Annotated in this window: 14 protein-coding genes; 9 read left to right on the forward strand and 5 right to left on the reverse strand. The window is 63.1% G+C overall.

Annotation, left to right across the window (positions count from 1 at the left end; genetic code table 11):
* Positions 1 to 27: 27 nt before the first annotated feature.
* Together ACW9H9_RS23520 and ACW9H9_RS23525 are read right to left on the reverse strand one after the other, a co-directional pair.
* Positions 28 to 1,719, reverse strand: coding sequence for a ShlB/FhaC/HecB family hemolysin secretion/activation protein (locus tag ACW9H9_RS23520; protein ID WP_457345597.1), 1,692 nt, complete (start codon positions 1,717 to 1,719; stop codon positions 28 to 30).
* Between the two features lie 254 nt (positions 1,720 to 1,973).
* The gene (locus ACW9H9_RS23525) at positions 1,974 to 2,948 is read right to left on the reverse strand and encodes a hypothetical protein (RefSeq protein WP_457345574.1); all 975 of its coding nucleotides are present in this window, start codon (positions 2,946 to 2,948) and stop codon (positions 1,974 to 1,976) included.
* A 352-nt stretch (positions 2,949 to 3,300) separates the two neighbouring features.
* Here ACW9H9_RS23525 and mexE point away from each other — a divergent pair, with 352 nt between their 5' ends.
* From mexE to ACW9H9_RS23540, 3 genes are read left to right on the forward strand one after another with little or no spacing between them, the layout of a single operon-like run.
* Positions 3,301 to 4,545: a multidrug efflux RND transporter periplasmic adaptor subunit MexE gene (gene mexE / locus ACW9H9_RS23530; protein WP_457345576.1), complete on the forward strand. Its 1,245-nt coding sequence runs from the start codon at positions 3,301 to 3,303 to the stop codon at positions 4,543 to 4,545.
* A gap of 15 nt (positions 4,546 to 4,560) precedes the next feature.
* Positions 4,561 to 7,740, forward strand: a complete 3,180-nt coding sequence (locus tag ACW9H9_RS23535; protein WP_457345578.1) for an efflux RND transporter permease subunit — start codon at positions 4,561 to 4,563, stop codon at positions 7,738 to 7,740.
* A complete protein-coding gene (locus tag ACW9H9_RS23540) occupies positions 7,737 to 9,152 on the forward strand; it encodes an efflux transporter outer membrane subunit (protein ID WP_457345579.1) in 1,416 nt (471 codons plus the stop codon). The genes ACW9H9_RS23535 and ACW9H9_RS23540 overlap by 4 nt, the downstream gene beginning before the upstream one ends.
* Positions 9,153 to 9,288: 136 nt before the next feature.
* On the opposite strand, the gene ACW9H9_RS23545 is transcribed toward ACW9H9_RS23540, so the two are convergent.
* Positions 9,289 to 10,305: an AraC family transcriptional regulator gene (locus tag ACW9H9_RS23545; protein ID WP_457345581.1), complete on the reverse strand. Its 1,017-nt coding sequence runs from the start codon at positions 10,303 to 10,305 to the stop codon at positions 9,289 to 9,291.
* A 168-nt stretch (positions 10,306 to 10,473) separates the two neighbouring features.
* On the opposite strand from ACW9H9_RS23545, the gene efeU reads away from it, so the two are divergent.
* The 4 genes from efeU to efeO (ACW9H9_RS23565) are packed head-to-tail and all read left to right on the forward strand — an operon-like array spanning position 10,474 to position 14,697.
* Positions 10,474 to 11,319, forward strand: a complete 846-nt coding sequence (efeU, locus tag ACW9H9_RS23550) for an iron uptake transporter permease EfeU (RefSeq protein ID WP_457345582.1) — start codon at positions 10,474 to 10,476, stop codon at positions 11,317 to 11,319.
* Positions 11,320 to 11,329: 10 nt separating this feature from the next.
* Entirely contained in the window at positions 11,330 to 12,532 is a 1,203-nt protein-coding gene (efeO, locus tag ACW9H9_RS23555) for an iron uptake system protein EfeO (protein ID WP_457345583.1), read from the forward strand.
* A 14-nt stretch (positions 12,533 to 12,546) separates the two neighbouring features.
* Entirely contained in the window at positions 12,547 to 13,851 is a 1,305-nt protein-coding gene (efeB, locus tag ACW9H9_RS23560) for an iron uptake transporter deferrochelatase/peroxidase subunit (RefSeq protein WP_457345585.1), read from the forward strand.
* Positions 13,852 to 13,878: 27 nt separating this feature from the next.
* The gene (gene efeO / locus ACW9H9_RS23565; RefSeq protein WP_457345586.1) at positions 13,879 to 14,697 is read left to right on the forward strand and encodes an iron uptake system protein EfeO; all 819 of its coding nucleotides are present in this window, start codon (positions 13,879 to 13,881) and stop codon (positions 14,695 to 14,697) included.
* Here the strand turns inward: efeO (ACW9H9_RS23565) and ACW9H9_RS23570 are convergent.
* Together ACW9H9_RS23570 and pssA are read right to left on the reverse strand one after the other, a co-directional pair.
* Positions 14,694 to 17,930, reverse strand: coding sequence for a hypothetical protein (locus ACW9H9_RS23570; protein ID WP_457345587.1), 3,237 nt, complete (start codon positions 17,928 to 17,930; stop codon positions 14,694 to 14,696). The two genes, efeO (ACW9H9_RS23565) and ACW9H9_RS23570, sit on opposite strands and share 4 nt — an antisense overlap.
* Before the next feature lie 123 nt (positions 17,931 to 18,053).
* Entirely contained in the window at positions 18,054 to 19,397 is a 1,344-nt protein-coding gene (pssA, locus tag ACW9H9_RS23575; RefSeq protein WP_457345589.1) for a CDP-diacylglycerol--serine O-phosphatidyltransferase, read from the reverse strand.
* A 126-nt stretch (positions 19,398 to 19,523) separates the two neighbouring features.
* Between pssA and ACW9H9_RS23580 the strand changes: the two genes are divergently transcribed.
* A complete protein-coding gene (locus tag ACW9H9_RS23580) occupies positions 19,524 to 20,075 on the forward strand; it encodes a TetR/AcrR family transcriptional regulator (protein ID WP_457345590.1) in 552 nt (183 codons plus the stop codon).
* Between the two features lie 47 nt (positions 20,076 to 20,122).
* A complete protein-coding gene (locus ACW9H9_RS23585) occupies positions 20,123 to 20,602 on the forward strand; it encodes a nuclear transport factor 2 family protein (RefSeq protein WP_457345591.1) in 480 nt (159 codons plus the stop codon).
* Positions 20,603 to 20,606: the final 4 nt, after the last annotated feature.

Genomic DNA, 20,606 nt, shown 5'->3' on the forward strand with positions numbered 1-20,606 from the left:
GTCTCGATGCACAGAGGCGGCAAAAAATTAAAGGAAGAAATCCACGCGAAAATAAATCGGCGCTTCACGCTCGGTGATGGCGTCGGGGCGTTCCAGCGAGTGGGCAAATGTCACCGTGGCCGCCACGTTGGGGCCGCGTGCGAACAGTTCCAGCGAGTCGCTGGTCATGCGCCCGTGCTGCTCGGCGTTGTAGCGCCCGTGGCTGATCACGCCCTGGTCGTAACCGATGCTGCTGCCGTATTCGGCGAAGACCGCGTGCAGCCAATTCCAGGTCACCGGGCGGCTCCAGCGCAGGTCGTTGCGCCAATAACCGCCGCTGTCACCGGCCAGGGATTGGTCCTTGTAGCCACGAATCGACGACAGCCCGCCCAGGCTGGTGCGCTGGGGGCCGAAGAGCACGTCTTCGCTGTGCTGGCCGGTCATCAGGCTGCTGAAGCTCAACGACTCGTTCCACAGTTTGAAGGGCTGCAAGTAGCTCAGGGTGGCGGTGTATTTGCGGTAGCGGGCGTCGGGCTGGCCGGGCTTCACGTCGCGGTTGCTTTGTGCGTCGAAGGCGCCGATGCCGTCCTGCATGCCCAGGTCAATGTTGACGAACGCACTGCCGATGCGTCGGCCATGGTTAATGCCGAACTGGGCTTCGCTGATGCGGTTGCTGCTCTGCGCCAGCTTGCTGTCTTCGATGTAGTTATGGGTGTTGAGGTACGACACGCCGGTGCTGATCGAGGTCTTGCTGACCGCGTCGCGGTGGATCACCCGCTCCAGGCGCAACTGATGGTTCTGGCTGTCGCCGCTTTGCTTGAAGTTGAAACCGTTGGCGCGAGCCTGGGAGCGGTATTCGCTTTCGCTGTAGGTGTAACTGAGGTTCCACCAGCCCATGGGCAGGCTGTAGGCGGCCATGGCGTTGCGTGAATTTTGCGTCGTGTCACTGACCACATCGTGACCGGCGCGCAACGACAGCTGGTCAGACAAACCCAGTGGGTTGTCCCAGTCCAGCGTGGTGCCGGCCTGCTGCAAGCCGGTGCTGCGCTGGCCGTCGTTGCTGTAGGACAACCCGGCGCGCCAGGGTTTTTGCGGGGTGTTTTTGACCAGCACGTCACTGCCGCCCACCGCCTTGCCTGGGGTCAGTTCCATTTGCGCCTGGTTGGACGGCAGCCGGTTGAGCTGGTCGACCATCTGCTCGATTTCCCGCAGGTTCAGCAACGCGCCGGTGGTGCCCGGAAAAGCCAAGGCCAGTTGACGGTCGGAGAAGCCACTGCCGTCAGCGCCCTTCAAGCCTTCGAGTCGGCCCTCGACCACCTGCACTTTCAGGTGCCCGCTGGACAAATCCTGCTGCGGTAAATAGGCGCGGCTGGTGACCAGGCCTTTTTCGATGTAGCGCTCGGTGATGAACTTGAGCAGTTCATTGAGCTGGGGCACACCCAGGCACTGGCCGATGTAGGGGGCCAACAGCTGCGCGCGCTCGCGTTCGGACAGCGCCTCGGCGCCGACAAGCTCAATGCTCTGGATGGTAAAGCAGCGGGTGTCTTGCGCGGCGGCAGGCGTCACCGGGGCAGCGGTTTTTCCGGGCAGGTCCTCGAGGTCTTCGAGGCGGCGGCGCTGCTCGTCGAGGAGGCGGTCCTGGCGGTCGCGAATCAAGTCGGTGTCACCGGGGTTGGGCGCTGCCTTGACCGTTAACGGGACGGCAACCCCCGACCATACCAGTACCCAAACGGCACTCATCCTGAGCAGTGAAACGCGCATGACCACCTCTTGAAAGATGGCTAGGCGCCATCATTTTTGCGGCGATACTATGGCGACACTTCATTGACGTCAATTTGTCAAACATGAAACTTTTAGAAAATGTTTCATGTTGTTTTTGACACACCCCCAGGGCTGTTCTTCAGCGCCCGCAACCCCTTGATAAGCAACAGGCGCCGCGCCCAGGCACGGCAACCCTGCGCCCCGGAAAAGGTAACAAGACGGATACCTGACCGTTAAACGGCGCCTTGATGCAGCCTGTTCAAGCGGGCTTCTGCTTGCGCCTGATGCTCGGCAGGCAAACTGGGCACCAGGCGTGCCATCGCCATCATCATGCCTTGGTGGGGCTTGGCACGGCCCATCGCGCTTAACAACTGGTCAAAAGCGGCGGGCCGTTCCTGGGTGGGAAGGTGCTCGAGCCCTTCGCGGGTGAGCACGCCCAGCAGCGCGGGCAGGTCCTTGCGACCGGTGTGTGACAGTTCAGCGAACAGCCCCTTTAACACCGTGCTTTTGACCGGCAAGTTGTCGTTGAACAGGTGGGTCTTTTTCGCAATCGCCAGGGCCAACTGCCCGCGCTCGCTGCTGGGCCCAGGGAGTTTCTTGAACAACGTCAACGCATCCTGTACCGCCTGCTCTGCGCCATACGGCGTTTTGGGCGGGCCAAACAGTGAGGCCAGGGCCCGCTGGATCATCGTCTGGGCAGCCGGGGCTTGCAGCATGGACACGCCAATCTCGGCAGCGCTGAGCATTCTGTCCGTCAACGCGGTGCGATCCTGCGGGTGCACGGTTTTGTCCAAGGCCGTCAGGGCGGTGCCAATCTGATAATCACTGGCCTTTACATCAGGCCTCATGAGGTGGTCGGCCGGCGTCTGGCGCATGGCCCGGCTGTAGAGGCCCTGTTCTTCGGCGGCGCCCGGCAGGCGTGCCTTGAAGCCTGCGGCGGTGTTGGCGAGCGCAGCCTTGTCATCGATGCGCAAATGGCTGCCGACCTCCTGCACCAGTTCCGTGCACATCTCGTCCCACACATTGGGTGCAGGACGCGGTGCTTGCGCCGTCGGCCGGAACTTGTTCAGGGCCGACAACGATGCGCCTGGCGCAGAGGGCGCGGCGTCCGGTCGGGGTGGGCGCGCGTCATGCGCACGCTTGGCCGTGACAGCCGCGGCCACCGGCCGATCGGGCGTTGAACTGGGCAGCACAATGTCAGCGCCCACAATATGGAACCCTTTACCGGATGCACCGTTGACCAAATCACTACTCCCGCTATCGGCCTGACGTTAGTCGAAGTGAAATGAGTGGGGTTTTGGCCGAACCGGTTCCGCCTCGACCGAGAAAAACCGCTGCCCGGCGGCGACACTCGATAACGTGCGGTGTTCATTACACGTTGCGCAAAACACCTTTTACATTGACGCCATTGATAGCAGGTGGATTAAAGCGGCATGCTAAAGAGCTTGCGTGTCGCTCATATCATTCCGAATGATAGTTATCTTTGGTTTATTCGATTCGTGAGATAGCAGCCCGCCGAGCATGATCCGCCCATCTCAAATACATTGGCGGATGCACCTCATGGAAATCTCACTCAGCCCCTTACGCTACCCACTGGCCATTCTGGCCGTGATGGTGATGAGCGCCTGCGGCAAAGCCCCGAATCAAGCGGCCGCCATGCCACCGGCAAAAGTCAGCGTGGCCAAGGTGCTGGAACAGCCCGTCAACGAATGGGACGAATTCACCGGTCGCCTTGAAGCGCCAGAAACCGTCCAGATTCGCCCACGTGTGTCCGGCCAGATCGACCAGGTGGCCTTCACCGAAGGCGCGCTGGTGAAAAAAGGCGACCTGCTGTTCCAGATCGACCCTCGCCCGTTCCAGGCTGAAGTGCGCCGCCTCGAAGCCCAACTGTTGCAAACCCGCGCCGCCGCCACCCGCAGCGACAACGAAGCCCAGCGCGGTGATCGCCTGCGTCAGAGCAACGCGATTTCCGCCGAACTCGCCGACTCGCGCACCACCGCCGCCCAGGAAGCCCGCGCCGCCGTCGCCGGGATCCAGGCGCAACTGGACCTGGCCAAGCTGAACCTGAGCTTCACCCGCGTGACGTCGCCGATCAGTGGGCGTGTCAGCCGTGCCGAGATCACCGCCGGCAACCTGGTGACCGCCGATGTCACCGCGCTGACCAGCGTGGTGTCCACCGACAAGGTCTACGCCTACTTCGACGCCGACGAGCGCGTGTACCTCAAGTACACCGAGCTGGCCCGTGAAGGCCGTCGCGGCGCGACCACCCCGGTGTACCTGGGCCTGTCCAACGAAGACGGCAACCCGCACCTGGGCCAGATGAACTTCGTCGACAACCAGGTCAACCCGGCCACCGGCACCATCCGCGGTCGCGCTGTGTTCGACAACAGCAAGGGCGAGTACACCCCGGGCCTGTATGCACGCCTGAAGTTGGTGGGCAGCGGCACCTACTCCGCCGTGCTGATCACCGACGAAGCCGTGGGCACCGACCTTGGCAAGAAATTCGTGCTGGTCATGGACGCCGACAACAAACCGGCTTATCGCGGCGTGGAACTGGGGCCGAAAATCGAAGGCCTGCGCATCGTGCGCAGCGGCCTGAACAAAGACGACACCATTGTCGTCAAGGGCCTGCAGCGCGTGCGCCCGGGTTCGCCGGTCAACCCGGAAACCATCCCGATGGCCAGCAAGGAAACCCTGGCGGCCCTGGCCCAACAACGACAAGCGCTTGAAGCGAGCAACGTGCAGCAGGCGGCCCCGGACAAATCCGCGCCCAAGCTTGCTAGCACTGCGACTCCACGCGGTTAAGGGATACGACTCAAGATGAATTTTTCCAAGTTCTTCATTTCGCGACCGATCTTCGCAGCGGTGTTATCGCTGTTGATCCTGATCGCCGGCGCGATCTCGCTGTTCCAGCTACCGATCAGCGAATACCCCGAAGTCGTGCCGCCCACCGTAGTGGTGCGCGCCAACTTCCCGGGCGCCAACCCCAAAGTCATCGGCGAAACCGTGGCCGCCCCTCTGGAGCAGGCCATTACCGGCGTCGAGAACATGCTGTACATGTCCTCCCAGTCCACCGCCGACGGCAAGCTGACGCTGACCATCACCTTTGCCCTGGGCACCGACCTGGACAACGCGCAGGTGCAGGTACAAAACCGCGTGACACGGACCCAGCCCAAGCTGCCGGAAGAAGTGACGCGCATCGGTATTACCGTCGACAAGGCCTCCCCGGACCTGACGATGGTGGTGCACTTGACCTCGCCCGACAAACGCTACGACATGCTCTACCTGTCCAACTACGCCTTGCTCAACATTAAAGATGAGCTGGCGCGCCTGGGCGGTGTGGGGGATGTGCAGTTGTTCGGCATGGGCGACTACTCCCTGCGCGTCTGGCTGGACCCGAACAAGACCGCTTCGCGCAACCTCACCGCAACCGATGTGGTGACCGCGATCCGCGAGCAGAACCGTCAGGTAGCCGCCGGTGCCCTGGGCGCCCCGCCTGCGCCGAACGCCACCGCGTTCCAGCTGTCGGTCAACACCCAGGGCCGCCTGGTAACCGAGGAAGAGTTCGAGAACATCATCATTCGCTCCGGCGATAACGGTGAAATCACCCGCCTCAAAGACATCGCCCGCGTGGAGCTGGGGTCCAACCAGTACGCCTTGCGTTCACAGTTGAACAACCAACCTGCCGTTGCGTTGCCGATCTTCCAGCGCCCGGGTTCCAACGCCATCGAGATCTCTAACGAAGTGCGCGCCAAAATGGCCGAACTCAAGCAGAGCTTCCCGCAGGGCATGGACTACAGCATCGTCTACGACCCGACCATCTTTGTACGTGGTTCGATCGAAGCGGTGGTGCACACGCTGTTTGAAGCACTGATCCTTGTGGTGCTGGTGGTGATCCTGTTCCTGCAAACCTGGCGCGCCTCGATCATCCCGTTGGTGGCGGTGCCGGTGTCGTTGATCGGTACGTTTGCGGTCATGCACCTGTTCGGCTTCTCGCTCAACGCGTTGTCGCTGTTCGGCCTGGTACTGGCGATCGGTATCGTGGTGGACGACGCCATCGTGGTGGTGGAAAACGTCGAGCGCAACATTGAGCTTGGGCTTGAACCCTTCCCTGCCACCGAAAAAGCCATGAGCGAAGTGACCGGCCCGATCATCGCCACCGCGTTGGTGCTGTGTGCGGTGTTCATTCCGGCCGCATTCATCAGCGGCTTGACCGGCCAGTTCTACAAACAGTTCGCCCTGACCATTGCGATTTCCACGGTGATCTCGGCGTTCAACTCGCTGACCCTGTCACCGGCCCTGGCGGCGGTGTTGCTCAAAGGCCACGGCGCGCCGAAGGACGGTTTCTCCAAGTTCCTCGACAAGCTGCTGGGGGGCTGGTTGTTCAAGCCGTTCAACCGCTTCTTTGACAAGGCCAGCCATGGCTACGTGGGCACCGTACGCCGTGTGATCCGCGGCAGCGGCATCGCACTGTTCCTGTACGCAGGCCTGATGGTGCTGACCTACCTGGGCTTTTCGACCACGCCCACCGGCTTCGTACCGGCGCAAGACAAGCAATACCTGGTGGCCTTCGCCCAACTGCCGGACGCCGCGAGCCTGGACCGTACCGATGAAGTGATCCAGCGCATGTCCGAGATCGCACTCAAGCAGCCGGGCGTGGCCAACTCCGTGGCGTTCCCGGGCCTGTCGATCAACGGGTTCACCAACAGCCCCAACAGCGGCATCGTGTTCACCCCGCTCAAGCCGTTTGACGAGCGCAAGGACCCGAGCGAATCGGCGGGCGCCATCGCCGCCGCGCTCAATGCCAAGTTCGCGGACATTCAGGACGCCTACATCGCCATCTTCCCACCGCCGCCGGTACAGGGCCTGGGCACCATTGGCGGGTTCCGCCTGCAAGTCGAAGACCGTGGCAACCTGGGGTATGACGAGCTGTACAAAGAGGTGCAGAACATCATCACCAAGAGCCGTGGCGTGCCGGAGCTGTTCGGCCTGTTCACCAGCTACACGGTCAACGTGCCGCAGGTCGATGCCGCCATCGACCGCGAAAAAGCCAAGACCCACGGCGTGGCGATCAGCGACATCTTCGACACCCTGCAGATCTACCTGGGTTCCTTGTATGCCAACGACTTCAACCGTTTCGGGCGCACCTACCAGGTGAACGTGCAGGCTGAGCAGCAGTTCCGCCTGGGCGAAGACCAGATCGGCCAGCTCAAAGTGCGCAACAACAAAGGCGAGATGATCCCGCTGGCGACCTTCATCAAGGTCAGCGACACCTCGGGGCCGGACCGCGTCAGCCACTACAACGGCTTTATCACCGCCGAGATCAACGGCAACGCGGCACCCGGCTACAGCTCGGGCCAGGCCCAGGCTGCAATCGAGAAGCTGCTGAAGGATGAACTGCCCAACGGCATGACCTACGAGTGGACCGACCTGACCTATCAGCAAATCCTCTCGGGCAACACCGCGCTGTTCGTGTTCCCGCTGTGCGTGCTGCTGGCGTTCCTGGTACTGGCCGCTCAATACGAAAGCTGGAGCCTGCCACTGGCGGTGATCCTGATCGTACCGATGACCCTGCTGTCGGCCATCACCGGTGTGATCCTGTCGGGCGGTGACAACAACATCTTCACCCAGATCGGCCTGATCGTACTGGTGGGCCTGGCCTGTAAGAACGCGATTCTGATCGTCGAGTTCGCCAAGGACAAACAGGCAGAAGGCCTCGACCCGCTCGCAGCGGTGCTGGAAGCCTGCCGTCTGCGTCTGCGGCCGATCCTGATGACCTCGTTCGCCTTCATCATGGGCGTGGTGCCCTTGGTGTTCTCCAGCGGTGCAGGTGCCGAGATGCGTCATGCCATGGGCGTGGCGGTGTTCTCGGGGATGATCGGGGTGACGTTCTTCGGTCTGTTGCTGACGCCGGTGTTCTACGTATTTATCCGCCGCCGTGTGGAGCGCAGCGAAGCGCGCAAAGCGGCCAAGGCCTTGAAGCTGGAGCCACAGCAATGAGCGTGAAACTATTCGTCCCAAGCCTTCTGGTGCTGGCGCTCGCCGCCTGCGCCGTGGGCCCGGACTACAAAGCCCAGACCCCGGAGGCGGCCAACATCACGGCCGCCGCCGACGCCAAACAGTACGACCATGCCAAGTTCGAAGGCATCTGGTGGCAGCAGTTCGACGACCCGACCCTGAACCAGTTGGTGACCCAATCGCTGCAAGGCAACCGCGATTTGCGCGTGGCCTTCGCCCGCCTGCGGGCCGCCCGGGCGATTCGCGATGACGTGGCCACCGACACCATGCCGGTGATCACCAGCCGCGCCAGCAGCGACCTGGGCAAAGGCCAGGTTCCCGGCCAGACCACCCAACGCGTCAACAGCGAGCGTTATGACCTGGGCCTGGACATGGCCTGGGAAGTGGACCTGTTCGGCCGCATCCGTCGCAACCTGGAGGCCAGCGATGCTGACCAACAGGCCGCCGAAGCCGACCTGTACCAACTGCAAGTCACCCTGATTGCCGAACTGGTGGACGCCTACGGCCAACTGCGTGGCGCGCAACTGCGGGAAAAGATCGCCCTGGCGAACCTCAAGAACCAGCAGGAATCGCGCACCATCACCGTCAGCCTGCGTGACGCAGGTGTGGGCGATCAGCTGGACGTGGAGCGCGCCGACGCACGCCTGGCGGCGGTGGAAGCCAGCGTGCCGCAACTGCAAGCCGAACAGGTGCGCGAGCGTAACCGCATCGCCACCCTCCTCGGCCAGCGCCCAGACGCGCTCACCGTGGACCTGAGCCCCAAAGACCTGCCGGCCATTGCCAAGGCGCTGCCGATTGGCGACCCAGGGCAACTGCTGCAGCGGCGCCCGGACATCCTCAGCGCCGAACGCAAACTGGCCGCCGCCACCGCGCGCATCGGCGTGGCCAAGGCCGACCTGTTCCCACGGGTCAGCCTCAGCGGCTTCCTGGGCTTTACCGCCGGGCGCGGTTCGCAGATCGGCTCGTCTGCCGCCAATGCCTGGTCCCTGGGCCCGAGCATCACCTGGGCCGCGTTTGACTTGGGCAGCGTGCGCGCCCGTTTGCGCGGTGCGAATGCCGAAGCCGACGGCGCGTTGGCGACCTACGAGCAGCAAGTGCTGCTGGCGCTGGAAGAATCCGAAAACGCGTTCAGCGATTACGGCAAGCGCCAGCAGCGCCTGGTGTCGCTGATCCGTCAGAGTGAATCGAGCCGCGCCGCCGCCGACCTGGCTGCGATCCGCTACCGCGAAGGCACCGTGGACTTCCTGGTGCTGCTGGACGCCCAACGCGAACGCCTGGCCGCCGAAGACGCCCAGGCCCAGGCCGAAGTGGACCTGTATCGCGGCATCGTCGCCATCTACAAGGCCTTGGGCGGTGGTTGGCAGCCAGACACCGTGGTCGCCAGCGCCAAGTAATGTAAAGAGCTCCTTTGGTTGGTCGCATCCAACCAATTTTTAGCCCCGCGTCTCATTCGGTCGCGGGGCTTTTTTTGGCCTGTTAAAAAGGGTTCGCACAATAACAAGGTGGGGTTGCCTGCCAGCAAATGCCCGCTCAGCTCACCTCGTTCAGGATCAGGCTGCGGTAATGCCCGGGGTTGGAACCGGACCATTTGCGAAACGCCTTGTAGAACGAACTGACATCGGCAAACCCCAACCGGGTAGCGATGTCGGCAAAACTCTGCTGCGGGTCGGCGAGCCAGATAATCGCCAGCTCCTTGCGCACGCTGTCTTTGAGCCCTTGGTACGTCTGCCCCTCGTCAGCCAGGCGTCGGCGCAGGGTCGAGGCCGAGACGCACAGGCTGGCGGCCAGGCCGAGGGTTTCAGGCCAGGTGTCGGCGGGCATCTGGCGCAGGTCGTGCTTGATACGGGTGGCGAGGCTGTCGGGGTCGCGGTATTTGACCAGGATGTTGGCCGGGGCATGGGCCAGGAATCGCTTGAGTTCTTCCGGGCTGCGCTTGATCGGCAGGTCGAGGCAGTCGGCAGAAAAAATCATGCGCGTACGTGGCCGGTCAAAGCGCAGGTTGTCCGAAAACATCACCTGGTAGTCGTCGCAAAAAGCAGGCGCCGGGCCGCGCAGTTCGATGGCCAAAATCGGAATCCGGCGCCCCGCCAGCCAGCAGGCGGCGCCGTGCACGATCATCCAGTAGGCAAAATAGGTAAAGGCGCGCCGGGGCTGCGGCTGGGGCTCCAGCAGCACGATTTCTGCCAGGCTTTGCTGGCGCACCAGTTGCGCGGGCAAGTGCTCGAGCATCAGCGACAAAAACCCCAGCGCGGTTTGCAGCGCCGCGCCCAATGTCGGTTGCGCCATCGCGGCATGGCACAAAAAGCCCAGGCTGCCGGACTTGAGCTTGCGCGGGTCCATGCCAAAAAATTCGTCGTCCAGGCGCCGGGCCAGCAGGCGCCACAACCGTGCATAGGCGGTGGCCGAAACCCGCGCCCGGGACTGTTGCAACAGCGCGGGGTCGATCCCCACTTTGCTCAGCACCTCATGGGTGGCCGCGCCGGGCGTGCAGCTTTGCAACAAGGCCTCGCGGACGAGGTGAATGGAGATGGTGTCTTTTTGCAGCATTGGCCGTGGCGCCATCCGGTTAAACAAGGGGTGTTGCGCATCATAGGGGCGGTTGCGCTTCGCCACCACCGTTCAGCAGCTGTTCAGTAAAGGTCAAGATTGCTTGTTTAGTAATGAGTCTCATTATGTTACAAATTAGCACCCTAATTAGTGACGATGCGGTGCCGAATGCTTGTTCCATTTTTAATCATGCTGCGCGAAGGGATCGAAGCGGCGTTGATCGTTGGCATTATCGCCAGTTACCTCAAGCAGACAGGCCGGGGCCAGTGGATGCCCGCCGTATGGATCGGCGTGTTTCTGGCGGCCGCCCTGGCGCTGCTGGTCGGCGGTGGCCTGGAACTGGTCAGTGCGGAATTTCCGCAAAAGCAGCAGGAATTGTTTGAAGGCATTGTAGGCCTCGTCGCCGTGGGCATCCTCAGTTCCATGGTGTTCTGGATGCGCAAAGTGGCGCGCTCCATCAAGCGTGAACTGCACGAATCCCTCGATCACGCCCTCGCCGGGTCCAAGCACCAGGTCACCGCGCTGATCCTGATGGTGTTTTTCGCCGTGGCCCGTGAAGGCCTGGAAACCGTATTTTTCCTGCTGGCGGTGTTCCAGCAGAGCGAAGGCCCGGGCGCGCCGATCGGCGCACTGCTGGGGCTGATCCTGGCGATTGTGGTCGGCTTTTTGATTTACACCGGCAGCATGCGCCTGAACCTGGGGGCGTTTTTCCGCTGGACCGGCCTGTTCATTCTGGTGGTGGCCGCCGGCATTCTGGCCAACTCGGTCCAGGCCCTGCACGAAGCCGGGGTGTGGAACCACCTGCAGACCGTGCTGTTCGACTTCAGCGCCACGCTGCCCATGGACGGCCCGCTGGGCTCGGTACTGGCCGGAATGTTTGGGTATCAAGACGCCCCGACCACCAGCACCCTGGGGGCCTATGTGATTTACCTGGTGGTGGCGCTGGTGATGTTCTTCTTGCCTGCGCCGCCCGCCAAGCCTGCTGCCCGCTCTTCTTCCGTTTCCAGCCAGTAAGGACCGTCTCTTGTCCAGCCAATCCCCTCAACCGGCCTCGCCGCCCCGCGCACTGCGCTGGGCGGTGGCCGGCTCGGTGGTCGTGATGATCGCCGCCGGTGGCCTGTTCTACTACGCCTCGAAAATGGCCGCGGCCAAGCGCCAGACCAATCACGACGAAATCGCCGTGACCATCCACGGCCACAGCTGCGAGCCCAACGCGCTGACAGTGCCGGCCGGCCGTGCCAGTTTCCGCATCATCAACCGTTCGGACCGCGCCGTGGAGTGGGAAATCCTCGACGGCGTGCTGGTGATCGAGGAGCGCGAAAACATCGCGCCGGGCCTGAGCCAGGTGATCAATGCCAACCTCGCGCCCGGTGACTATGCAATTACCTGCGGGCTGCTTAGCAACCCGCGCGGCACCTTGCATGTGACGCCCACCGCCGAGTCGGACGCCGCCGCCAAGGCCAAGCCTTCGATGGTGGCGTTCATTGGCCCGCTGTCGGAGTTTCGCGTGTACCTGAGCGGCCAGGGCAGCGCCCTGATCAGCGCCGTGACCGCGCTGAGCCAGGCCATCAGCGCCGTTGACCTGGCCCAGGCCCAGGCCCTGTATGTACCTGCTCGCGAGGCTTACCAGCGCCTGGCCCCGGCGTCCCAGCGCCTGGCCGAACTGGACAACGCGATCAACGCCCGCGCCGATTACTTTGAAAAGCGCGAGCAAGACCCGGCCTTCAGCGGCTTCCACCGCCTTGAATACGGCCTGTTCCAGCAACGCGACCTCGCGGGCCTGGCGCCGATTGCCGAACGCCTGGTCACTGATGTGACCAGCCTCAAGCAGCAACTGCTGGCCCAGTCGCTGCCGCCGGAGCAACTGGTGAGCATTGTGGTGCGCAACCTCAACACCCTGGCTGAAGTGCGTGCCGCCAGCGGCGAAGAAGAGCGTTACAGCCATGTCGACCTGAACGGCTTTGCCGCCAACCTTGAGGTGGCGCGCAAGGTGGTCGACCTGATACGGCCTTTGCTGACCAAGTCTGCCGCGCCATTGCTGCCGGGCATCGACGCCGCTATCAACGCCTTCGACGCGCAGCTCAGTGGCTTTAAGGTCGACGGGCATTACGCCACGTACGACAGCGTCACGGCCGATCAGCGCACGCAGATCGCCGACAAGGCCAAGGCTCTGGCCGCTGCACTCGATGGAATTGACCCTGCCCTTGGCCTTTCCGGCCTGAAGTGAAGACGACCGTAGACATGAGTGATTCAGAACAGTTTTCTGCCCAACGCCGCCGTGTTTTGCTGGGGATGGCCGCCACCGGCGCCGCGATCGCCGGCAGCAGCCTGAGCTGCCCGGCGATGGCCGCCAGCGCGTCCCAAGTGACCGCCGCGCCCAGCAGTGACAAGACCCAGGACCATCACGATTTCTTCGGCAAGCACCAGAGCGGCATCGTCACCCCGCGCCCGGCCTGCGGCATGATCGTGTCGTTTGATGTGCTGGCGGGCGACCGCGACGACCTCGAGCGCCTGTTTCGCACCTTGAACGAACGCATCCAGTTTCTGATGACCGGCGGCACCGTGCCGCAGGTCGACCCGAAGCTGCCGCCTACCGACTCAGGCATCCTGGGCCCGGTGGTCACGCCGGACAACCTGACCATCACCGTGTCCGTGGGAGAGTCGCTGTTCGACGAGCGTTTTGGCCTGAGCGCCGCCAAACCCAAGCGCCTGAACCGCATGGTCGGGTTTCCCAATGACGCGCTGGAACCGGCGCAGTGCCACGGCGACCTGAGCCTGCAGTTCAGTTCCAACACGCCGGACACCAATATCCACGCCCTGCGCGACATCGTGAAAAACCTGCCGGACCTGCTGCTGGTGCGCTGGAAACAGGAAGGCAGCGTGCCGCCCCAGGCCCCTGCCCGCCCGGGCGAGCCTGCGCAGAGTGCGCGCAATTTCCTGGGTTTTCGCGACGGCTCGGCCAACCCGGACTCCACCGACAACAGCGCCATGGACCGTATCGTGTGGGTCCAGCCCGGCAGCGACGAACCGGCCTGGGCCGCCAACGGCAGCTACCAGGTGGTGCGCATCATCCGTAACTTTGTCGAGCGCTGGGACCGTACCCCGCTGCAAGAGCAAGAGAGCATCATCGGCCGCGTCAAAGCCAGTGGCGCGCCCATGGACGGCCAGAACGAAACCCAAGTGCCGGACTACAGCAAGGACCCGGAAGGCAAGTTGACCAAGCTCGATGCCCACATCCGCCTGGCCAACCCACGCACCCAAGAGACCCAAACCAGCCTGATCCTGCGTCGGCCGTTCAACTACTCCAACGGCGTCAACAAAAACGGTCAGCTGGACATGGGGCTCTTGTTCATTTGCTACCAGGCTGACCTGGAGAAAGGCTTTATCAGCGTGCAGACCCGGCTCAACGGCGAGCCTCTGGAGGAATACCTCAAGCCGGTCGGCGGCGGGTATTTCTTTACCTTGCCGGGCGTCACCGGGCCTGCCGATTTTGTCGGGCGCACGCTGCTTGCCGCGACACATCCTCAAACCACTGCCCATACCTAAAAACACCCCCAGAGCGGAAATCGTCCCATGAAGAAGTCGTCCATCGCGTTGTCGTTGTTGTTGACCCTTTCGCCGCTGGCAGCGTTCGCCGAAACGGCCCCTCTGGATCTGGTAGGCCCGGTGTCGGACTACAAGATCTACGTGACCGAGGAAATCGGCCAACTGGTCACCCAGACCCAGGCGTTCACCGATGCCGTGAAAAAAGGCGACCTGGCCACCGCCAAGAAACTCTACGCCCCTACCCGCGTGCACTATGAGTCCATCGAGCCGATCGCCGAGCTGTTCAGCGACCTCGACGCCTCCATCGACTCGCGTGTAGACGACCATGAGAAAGGCGTGAAAGCCGAAGACTTCACCGGCTTCCACCGCATTGAGTACACCCTGTTCTCCGAGAACACCACCAAAGGCCTGGAAACCCTGGCCGACAAGCTCAACTCGGACGTCAACGACCTCAAGGCCCGCGTGGACAGCCTGACCTTCCCGCCGGAAAAAGTCGTGGGCGGCGCTGCGGCCCTGCTTGAAGAAGTGGCCGCCACCAAGATCTCCGGTGAGGAAGACCGCTACAGCCACACCGACCTGTATGACTTCCAGGGCAACATCGACGGCGCGAAGAAAATCGTCGACCTGTTCCGTCCGCAGATCGAGAAACAAGACAAGGCCTTCGCCGCCAAAGTCGACAAGAACTTCGCAGCCGTGGACAAGATCCTGGCCAAGTACAAAACCAAGGATGGCGGCTTTGAAACCTACGACAAGGTCAAGGAAGCCGACCGTAAAGCCCTGGTCGGCCCGGTCAACACCCTGGCTGAAGACTTGTCCACCCTGCGTGGCAAGCTGGGCCTGAACTAACCGTTCACGCGCCGAAGGCCCTCACCCGCGTGATCGGGTGAGGGCTTTTTTATGTGCGCCACGGGCGCCAACGGGTCCACCTGGCCGGTGGCGACCAGCAGGTAACAGCGCATTTTTTCCTCGGCGGCAAGCAGGTGCGGCATGACCTTGGCCAACCGTGTGGTGCCGGTCGCCAGCAACGTCGACACCGAGCCAAGGCCGCGGGACACGGCGCTGATCATCCGGGGGTAGCCATCTACCGGGTTGAACGCGGCGCTGGCAAACAACGCGGTTTGCCGGGCGAAATCAAACGCCGCATCACTGAACATCACCGACGGCGCACCCCAGGCGACCTTGGGTGTAAGCGGCCCGACCGAAGCGCTCCATTTGCCCAGCACCTTGGGCAACGGGCTGCTCGCCAACACCTTGCTGGAGCGCAACAACGCCCGCGCCTGCACGCCCGCGCCGATGGCCAGCCCCGCGATGTCCAGCGCCAGGCCCTGTAGCCCTTTGGCGATATTGCCCGCGGCCAGATCCTGATAAGCCCCCACGAAGGGAATCAATGACAGCAGCAGGTCCTGCTGGCGGGCAGTGGCGGCCCGCTGGGTTTCCAGGGGCAGGGTCGCCTTGGCCCACGCTTGCATCTCGGGCAGGGTTTCATAGAAGTGGTTTTCGGCGATTTCACACGCGATGAACTCCACCCTGTCGGACTGGAAACTGTCCGGCACTGCGGGCGCGGGGCCCGCCTGGGCCGGCAGGCTGCGACCGAGCCGTTCAATGATGATGTGCTCGCTGACCGGGTTCGCGGCAGGTTCGTCGCCGCTGGCGTAGGCCTTGAAGTCCAGCGGCACGCTGTGGCCCTTGCGCAGGTATTTCTCCCCCAGCAATTTGTACTGGGCGGCATGGGTCCTGTCATTGACCACCGCGTCCAGCGCGCCAGTCACGTCGGGGTGCTCATGCTTGATCAACCGGCCGTTGGCGAACACCTCGTAGTAGGTGATCGACTGCTCGTGCTGGACACGCATCAGCACGCCTTGGCGCCCGGTGACGGCGGCCCGGTGTTCGTCGGTTTCCCAGACCTGTTGCTTGCCGGTTTTCGTGCGCAGCGTAAACAGTTCGACCTTGCCGGTTTCCAGCCTCTGGCGTTCGGCCAGCGGCCACTGGGCAAGCATCAGCTTGAGCTTGGTGACATAGGCCATTTGCAGTTTGCGATAGTGCACGGTCACGGCTTTATCGAGTAAACCGTCCAGGGCTGGCAGGCGTCGGATGCGTGCATCCAGCGCCTGGCGCTTGTCGGCTGGGGCGTCATCGACGCCTCGCTGCTGAAACGCAAACGGCGTGTTTTGCGCGGACGCACGCCCGGGTTCGGGCATGTCGCGGGTTAAAACCCAGCGGTCCGGCACCAGGTCACCGGTCATGTAAGTCTCCACCAGCGACCGGGTACGGGGCTCGGACAGGGGCAAGTTGCGGCGCTGCTGGGGGTCGGCGATCTGCACCGTCATCGCGGTCAGTTGGCTGGCACTGGTGCCCGGAAACACCTTGAGCAATTCCTGAACGGCGAACGCCCGACGGCTGGGCAACGGCGTACTGACCGCCTTGAACGCACGGCTGGCGGCCGCGCGTTGGCGACTGAACGCCTGGGCGGCTTTTTTCAGGGTATCGCTGTCGTATCGGCCCTGGGGGTGGGCCTCGATCACACCGTTGAGCACCGCCCAATCGGCCAGAATACGTGCGCCGTGTAACTGCATCAGGGTGCGCTGATCCGGGTCGATGGCGGCCAGGGTGGTCAATGCGGTGACCTGCTCCTCATTCATCGCCCGCGATGTACCGGGCGCGAACATATCGGCCATCGCGCAGCCCAGGCGCAGTTCCATCCAGGCGGGCGTGCCGAGGGCAACCGCGTCGGGCACCTCTTGCACGAGAAACTCAGGCGCCGCCCGCGCCAGCAGCAGGTGCGCCGCCAGCACGGCCATGTGCGGGGTCAGGCCTTTGTGTTGCTGCAAATGGGCTTCGACATCGCGGCGCACCGCGTTCAGGCTGCGGCCCATGTTGGCCGGTTGATACAGGGCATACCCGGCGACCATTCCCGGTGTGGCCTCTGGGTCAGCGCGCCGTGTGATCGCAGCGATGATCAACGGCGCGCGCGCGCCCTGCCAATTGCAGGCGCCCGCCAGTTGCTCGCCAAACGCGCGGGCCTGGGGGCTGGCCAGGAAGTCTTCCAGGTGGCGGGCAGTGCCTGTGCGCAGTGCGTCCGCCGTGACGCCCGAAACGTCGGGCAGGCTTGCCCCCAGGGCGATCAACCGGGTCTGTTGGTCTGCCGACAGCTCGACGCTGTAGTCCCCCAGCCATGGCATGGGCGGCAAGGTGGTGCGCAGCCATTGGATGACGTTACGGGTTTCACCGACCGTGCGCGGCGAGCCCAGGCCTTTGTGCTCGAGCAGTTGGCGAGCGTCAAGGTGAGGCTCGCGGGCCAGCGGGGAGTCGGGCGTGACCTCGACCGGCTGCCGGGACCAGTCCACGGGGGACTCGTCCTTGAGCCCCTGTATCTGTTGTTGCAGAAACTCGGCCAGCCAGGCGCGCTCGTCCAGGTCGCCGACCAGGCGCTTGACGCCATCCAACGCGGCGCTCAGGCCTGGCGTGGGCGCCAAGCCCTGCGTACGCAGTTGCTTGGCCAGCGCAGCGGTTTGCTCGGGCGTGGTGGGCGGCGCAAGGCCCAGCGCCGTTAGCACCACCGGCAATGAGAGCCGCGCCTCACCCGTGTTGAAGTACGGCAAGCCCCTGTCGTGCGGGTCGAGCACCGCACGTATGGCCCGCAACTTGACGCTTGCCTGCCACCAGCCGCTGCCATCGACGGTGGTGAACGTGGTGGCCGTGGGCACGCCGTCGCGTCTCACATAGCCTGAAACCCCGTGCAGGTGCAGGGTCAACGTGTCGGTCGCCAGGCCCCGGCTTTTGAACCAGGCCAGGGTGTGGGGCTGGTTGATGAGCTGCGCGTACACCTCAAGCGCCTCCCCTAACCCGCTGTGCTCAGGCACCGCAAGGTGCGTGTCGCCCTGCTCCAGCGCCTGGGCCAGCCGCGCGGCCAGCAGTGTGTTGGCGCTTGCCGCATCGGCACCGGTTTTGCTGGGCAGTAACGTCCAGGCGGGCCCGGGGATGTCTGCGCCGGTTTCGCGCTTGGGCCGCGACGGCGGCGCGGGAAGTGGAGAAACAGCAGGAGAGAAATAAGGCCGGGTACTGGCAGAAATCAACGGCATGCTGACGCCCTCTTTTGGCTGGATCCTTGTAGGGATTAGGCCATGCCTCCTTGAACGACCGGGAGGCACTATAAAAAAGGGCGGTGAGACGGGCTGTAAGTCGCGTCCGAAAAAAACCGCTGCCTACAGGATGCGGTAGAGCAATCGCTCGATGCGCACACGGCTGACCCGACGCAGGAACTTGCCGACCGCCTCCGGGTAATCCACCAGGGTCTGCAACTGCTGGAAACGCTCGATGCGCGAGGTGTGCTGGAAAATCTCGGCCAGCTCGGTGCGCCTGGGCGCTTGCCATTCGCCCTTGGGATCGTCGATCAGCAAGGCGTTTTCCAGGTCCAGGCGAAAGGCCCGGGGGTTGAGATTGTTGCCGGTGAGCAAGGTGTAGCGCTGGTCGACCCACATGCCCTTGAGGTGGTAGGTGTTGTCACCGTCGCGCCACAGGTGCAGGTTCAACTGGCCGCTGTCGATCATGACCTGATGGCGCTTGGCAAAGCGGCGCAGGCTGATTTCGTAGAGATACGGCAGCGCCGCGATGACCTTGAACGGCTCGCTGGGCGCGATGTAGAAGTCGTTGGCGGTCTTGTCGCCGACGATGATGTCGATCTTCACGCCGCGCGCCAGGGCCCGGTTGATTTCCCGGGTGACCGGCAGTGGCAGGTTGAAGTACGGCGTGCAAAGGGTCAGTTGGTGCTGGGCACTGGCGATCAGCTCGCAGATGACCCGGCTCAACGGGTTGTTCTTGCCCACGCCCAGCAACGGGCTGACGGTGAGGTGGCCGTTGGGCAACTGGCCGCGCGTGACGTCGTAGGTCGCATGTTTCAGGCGGCTGCGCAAATCGCCGATGTCGTTGCGCAGGCTGCGGGTGCGCGGCAGGTCTGGCAGGTCCAGACGGTGCACGGCCCTGGAGGCGATCAGGCCATGCTCGATCAGGTGCTGCATGGAATCGGCCAGCGGTGCGCTGTGGATCAGGTGGTAGCGGTCGTAGCGGTACTTGTCGAACTTGTGCAGGTAGACGTTATTGAGGCTGGCGCCACTGTAGAGCACGGTGTCATCGATCACGAACCCCTTGAGGTGCAACACGCCGAACAGCTCGCGGGTTTGCACCGGCACGCCGTACACCGGCACCTCACTGCGGTGGGACGCGGTCATGGCTTGATACCACGCGCTGTTGCCGGGCTGCTTGCCCGCGCCGATCAGGCCGCGTTGAGCGCGCAGCCAGTCGACCATCACCACGATATCCAGCTCGGGCCGCGCCGCCTTGGCGGCATGCAGGGCGTCGTAGATCTCCTGCCCCGCTTCATCCTGTTGCAGGTACAGGGCAACGATGTAAATGCGGCGAGTGGCCTGGGGGATTTTTTCCAGCAGGCAGCGCCGATATTCGGCGGCGCCGGACAGCACCTCGATGGCCGAGGGCGTCAGGGGAAAACCGCGCAGCTTGGGCAGCAGGGAACGCTTGAATAACAACGGCATAAGGCTCGCAAGGGTCAAATCCGAAGAGGGCCGAAGCTTACACCATGCACGGGCTTCAGGTCTTGCTGGCGCGGGCTTAAAAATAATTCATTGACCAAGGAGAACGATCGTTCTACAGTCCTAAACATGAACGATATGACTCGCGACATTATTCTCGACGTGACCGAAAAGTTGATCTATCGCCACGGCATTGCCGCCACCGGCATGGACTTTCTGGTGAAAACCGCTGGCGTCTCGCGCAAGAGCGTCTACCGCTACTTCGCCAATAAGGATGACCTGGTGATTGCCGCCTTGCAGCGCCGCGACGAGCGCTGGATGCAGTGGTTGCGTGACGACGTGCGGCGCCATGCCACTAGTGGCGAACGGCTACTTGGCGTGTTCAGCGCCCTCAAGGCCTGGTTCGTGTCGGACGACTTTCGCGGCTGCGCGTTTATCAATACCAGCGGTGAAACCGGCGACCCACAGGACCCGGTACGCTTGCTGGCCAAGGTTCACAAACAAAAACTGCTCGAGTTCATGCTTGAGCTGTGCCAGGAGCATGGCACCCCGGACCCGCACCAACAGGCCGTCCACCTGCTGATCCTGATCGACGGTGCCATTACCGTTGCGCTGGTCATGGGCGATTCAATGGCTGCCGATAATGCACAGACCATGGCCCGCGCATTATTGGCACTTTAAACGCACCTATTCCTGCACGTTAACGTGCACTAACGTTGGAGCATTACATGTCATCGACAGCCGAAGTACGTCCGCCGTTACCGCCCTTTACTCGCGCGTCTGCGATTGAAAAAGTCCGCCTGGCCGAAGACGGCTGGAACTCCCGCGACCCGGCGCGGGTTTCGCTGGCCTATACCCTGGATACGCAATGGCGCAACCGCGCCGAATTCGTCCATAACCGCGAAGAAGCCAAAGCCTTCCTGACCCGCAAATGGGCCAAGGAACTGGACTACCGCTTGATCAAGGAACTGTGGGCCTTCACCGACAACCGCATCGCCGTGCGTTATGCCTATGAATGGCACGACGATTCCGGTCATTGGTTCCGTTCCTACGGCAATGAAAACTGGGAGTTCGACGAGAACGGCCTGATGGTCAACCGCTTTGCCTGCATCAACGACCTGCCGATCCAGGAAAGCGAGCGCAAGTTTCACTGGCCGCTGGGACGGCGTCCTGACGAACACCCGGGGTTGTCAGAACTCGGGCTCTGAGGTG

This window comes from Pseudomonas sp. SDO5215_S409 (genome assembly GCF_054071325.1).

Coding starts and splice junctions, on each gene's coding strand:
- ACW9H9_RS23520 (WP_457345597.1), bottom strand. CDS start 1,719: ATGAGTGCCGTTTGGGTACTGGTATGGTCGGGGGTTGCCGTCCCGTTA.
- mexE (WP_457345576.1), top strand. CDS start 3,301: ATGGAAATCTCACTCAGCCCCTTACGCTACCCACTGGCCATTCTGGCC.
- ACW9H9_RS23535 (WP_457345578.1), top strand. CDS start 4,561: ATGAATTTTTCCAAGTTCTTCATTTCGCGACCGATCTTCGCAGCGGTG.
- ACW9H9_RS23540 (WP_457345579.1), top strand. CDS start 7,737: ATGAGCGTGAAACTATTCGTCCCAAGCCTTCTGGTGCTGGCGCTCGCC.
- ACW9H9_RS23545 (WP_457345581.1), bottom strand. CDS start 10,305: ATGCTGCAAAAAGACACCATCTCCATTCACCTCGTCCGCGAGGCCTTG.
- efeU (WP_457345582.1), top strand. CDS start 10,474: ATGCTTGTTCCATTTTTAATCATGCTGCGCGAAGGGATCGAAGCGGCG.
- efeB (WP_457345585.1), top strand. CDS start 12,547: ATGAGTGATTCAGAACAGTTTTCTGCCCAACGCCGCCGTGTTTTGCTG.
- efeO (WP_457345586.1), top strand. CDS start 13,879: ATGAAGAAGTCGTCCATCGCGTTGTCGTTGTTGTTGACCCTTTCGCCG.
- ACW9H9_RS23570 (WP_457345587.1), bottom strand. CDS start 17,930: ATGCCGTTGATTTCTGCCAGTACCCGGCCTTATTTCTCTCCTGCTGTT.
- pssA (WP_457345589.1), bottom strand. CDS start 19,397: ATGCCGTTGTTATTCAAGCGTTCCCTGCTGCCCAAGCTGCGCGGTTTT.
- ACW9H9_RS23580 (WP_457345590.1), top strand. CDS start 19,524: ATGAACGATATGACTCGCGACATTATTCTCGACGTGACCGAAAAGTTG.
- ACW9H9_RS23585 (WP_457345591.1), top strand. CDS start 20,123: ATGTCATCGACAGCCGAAGTACGTCCGCCGTTACCGCCCTTTACTCGC.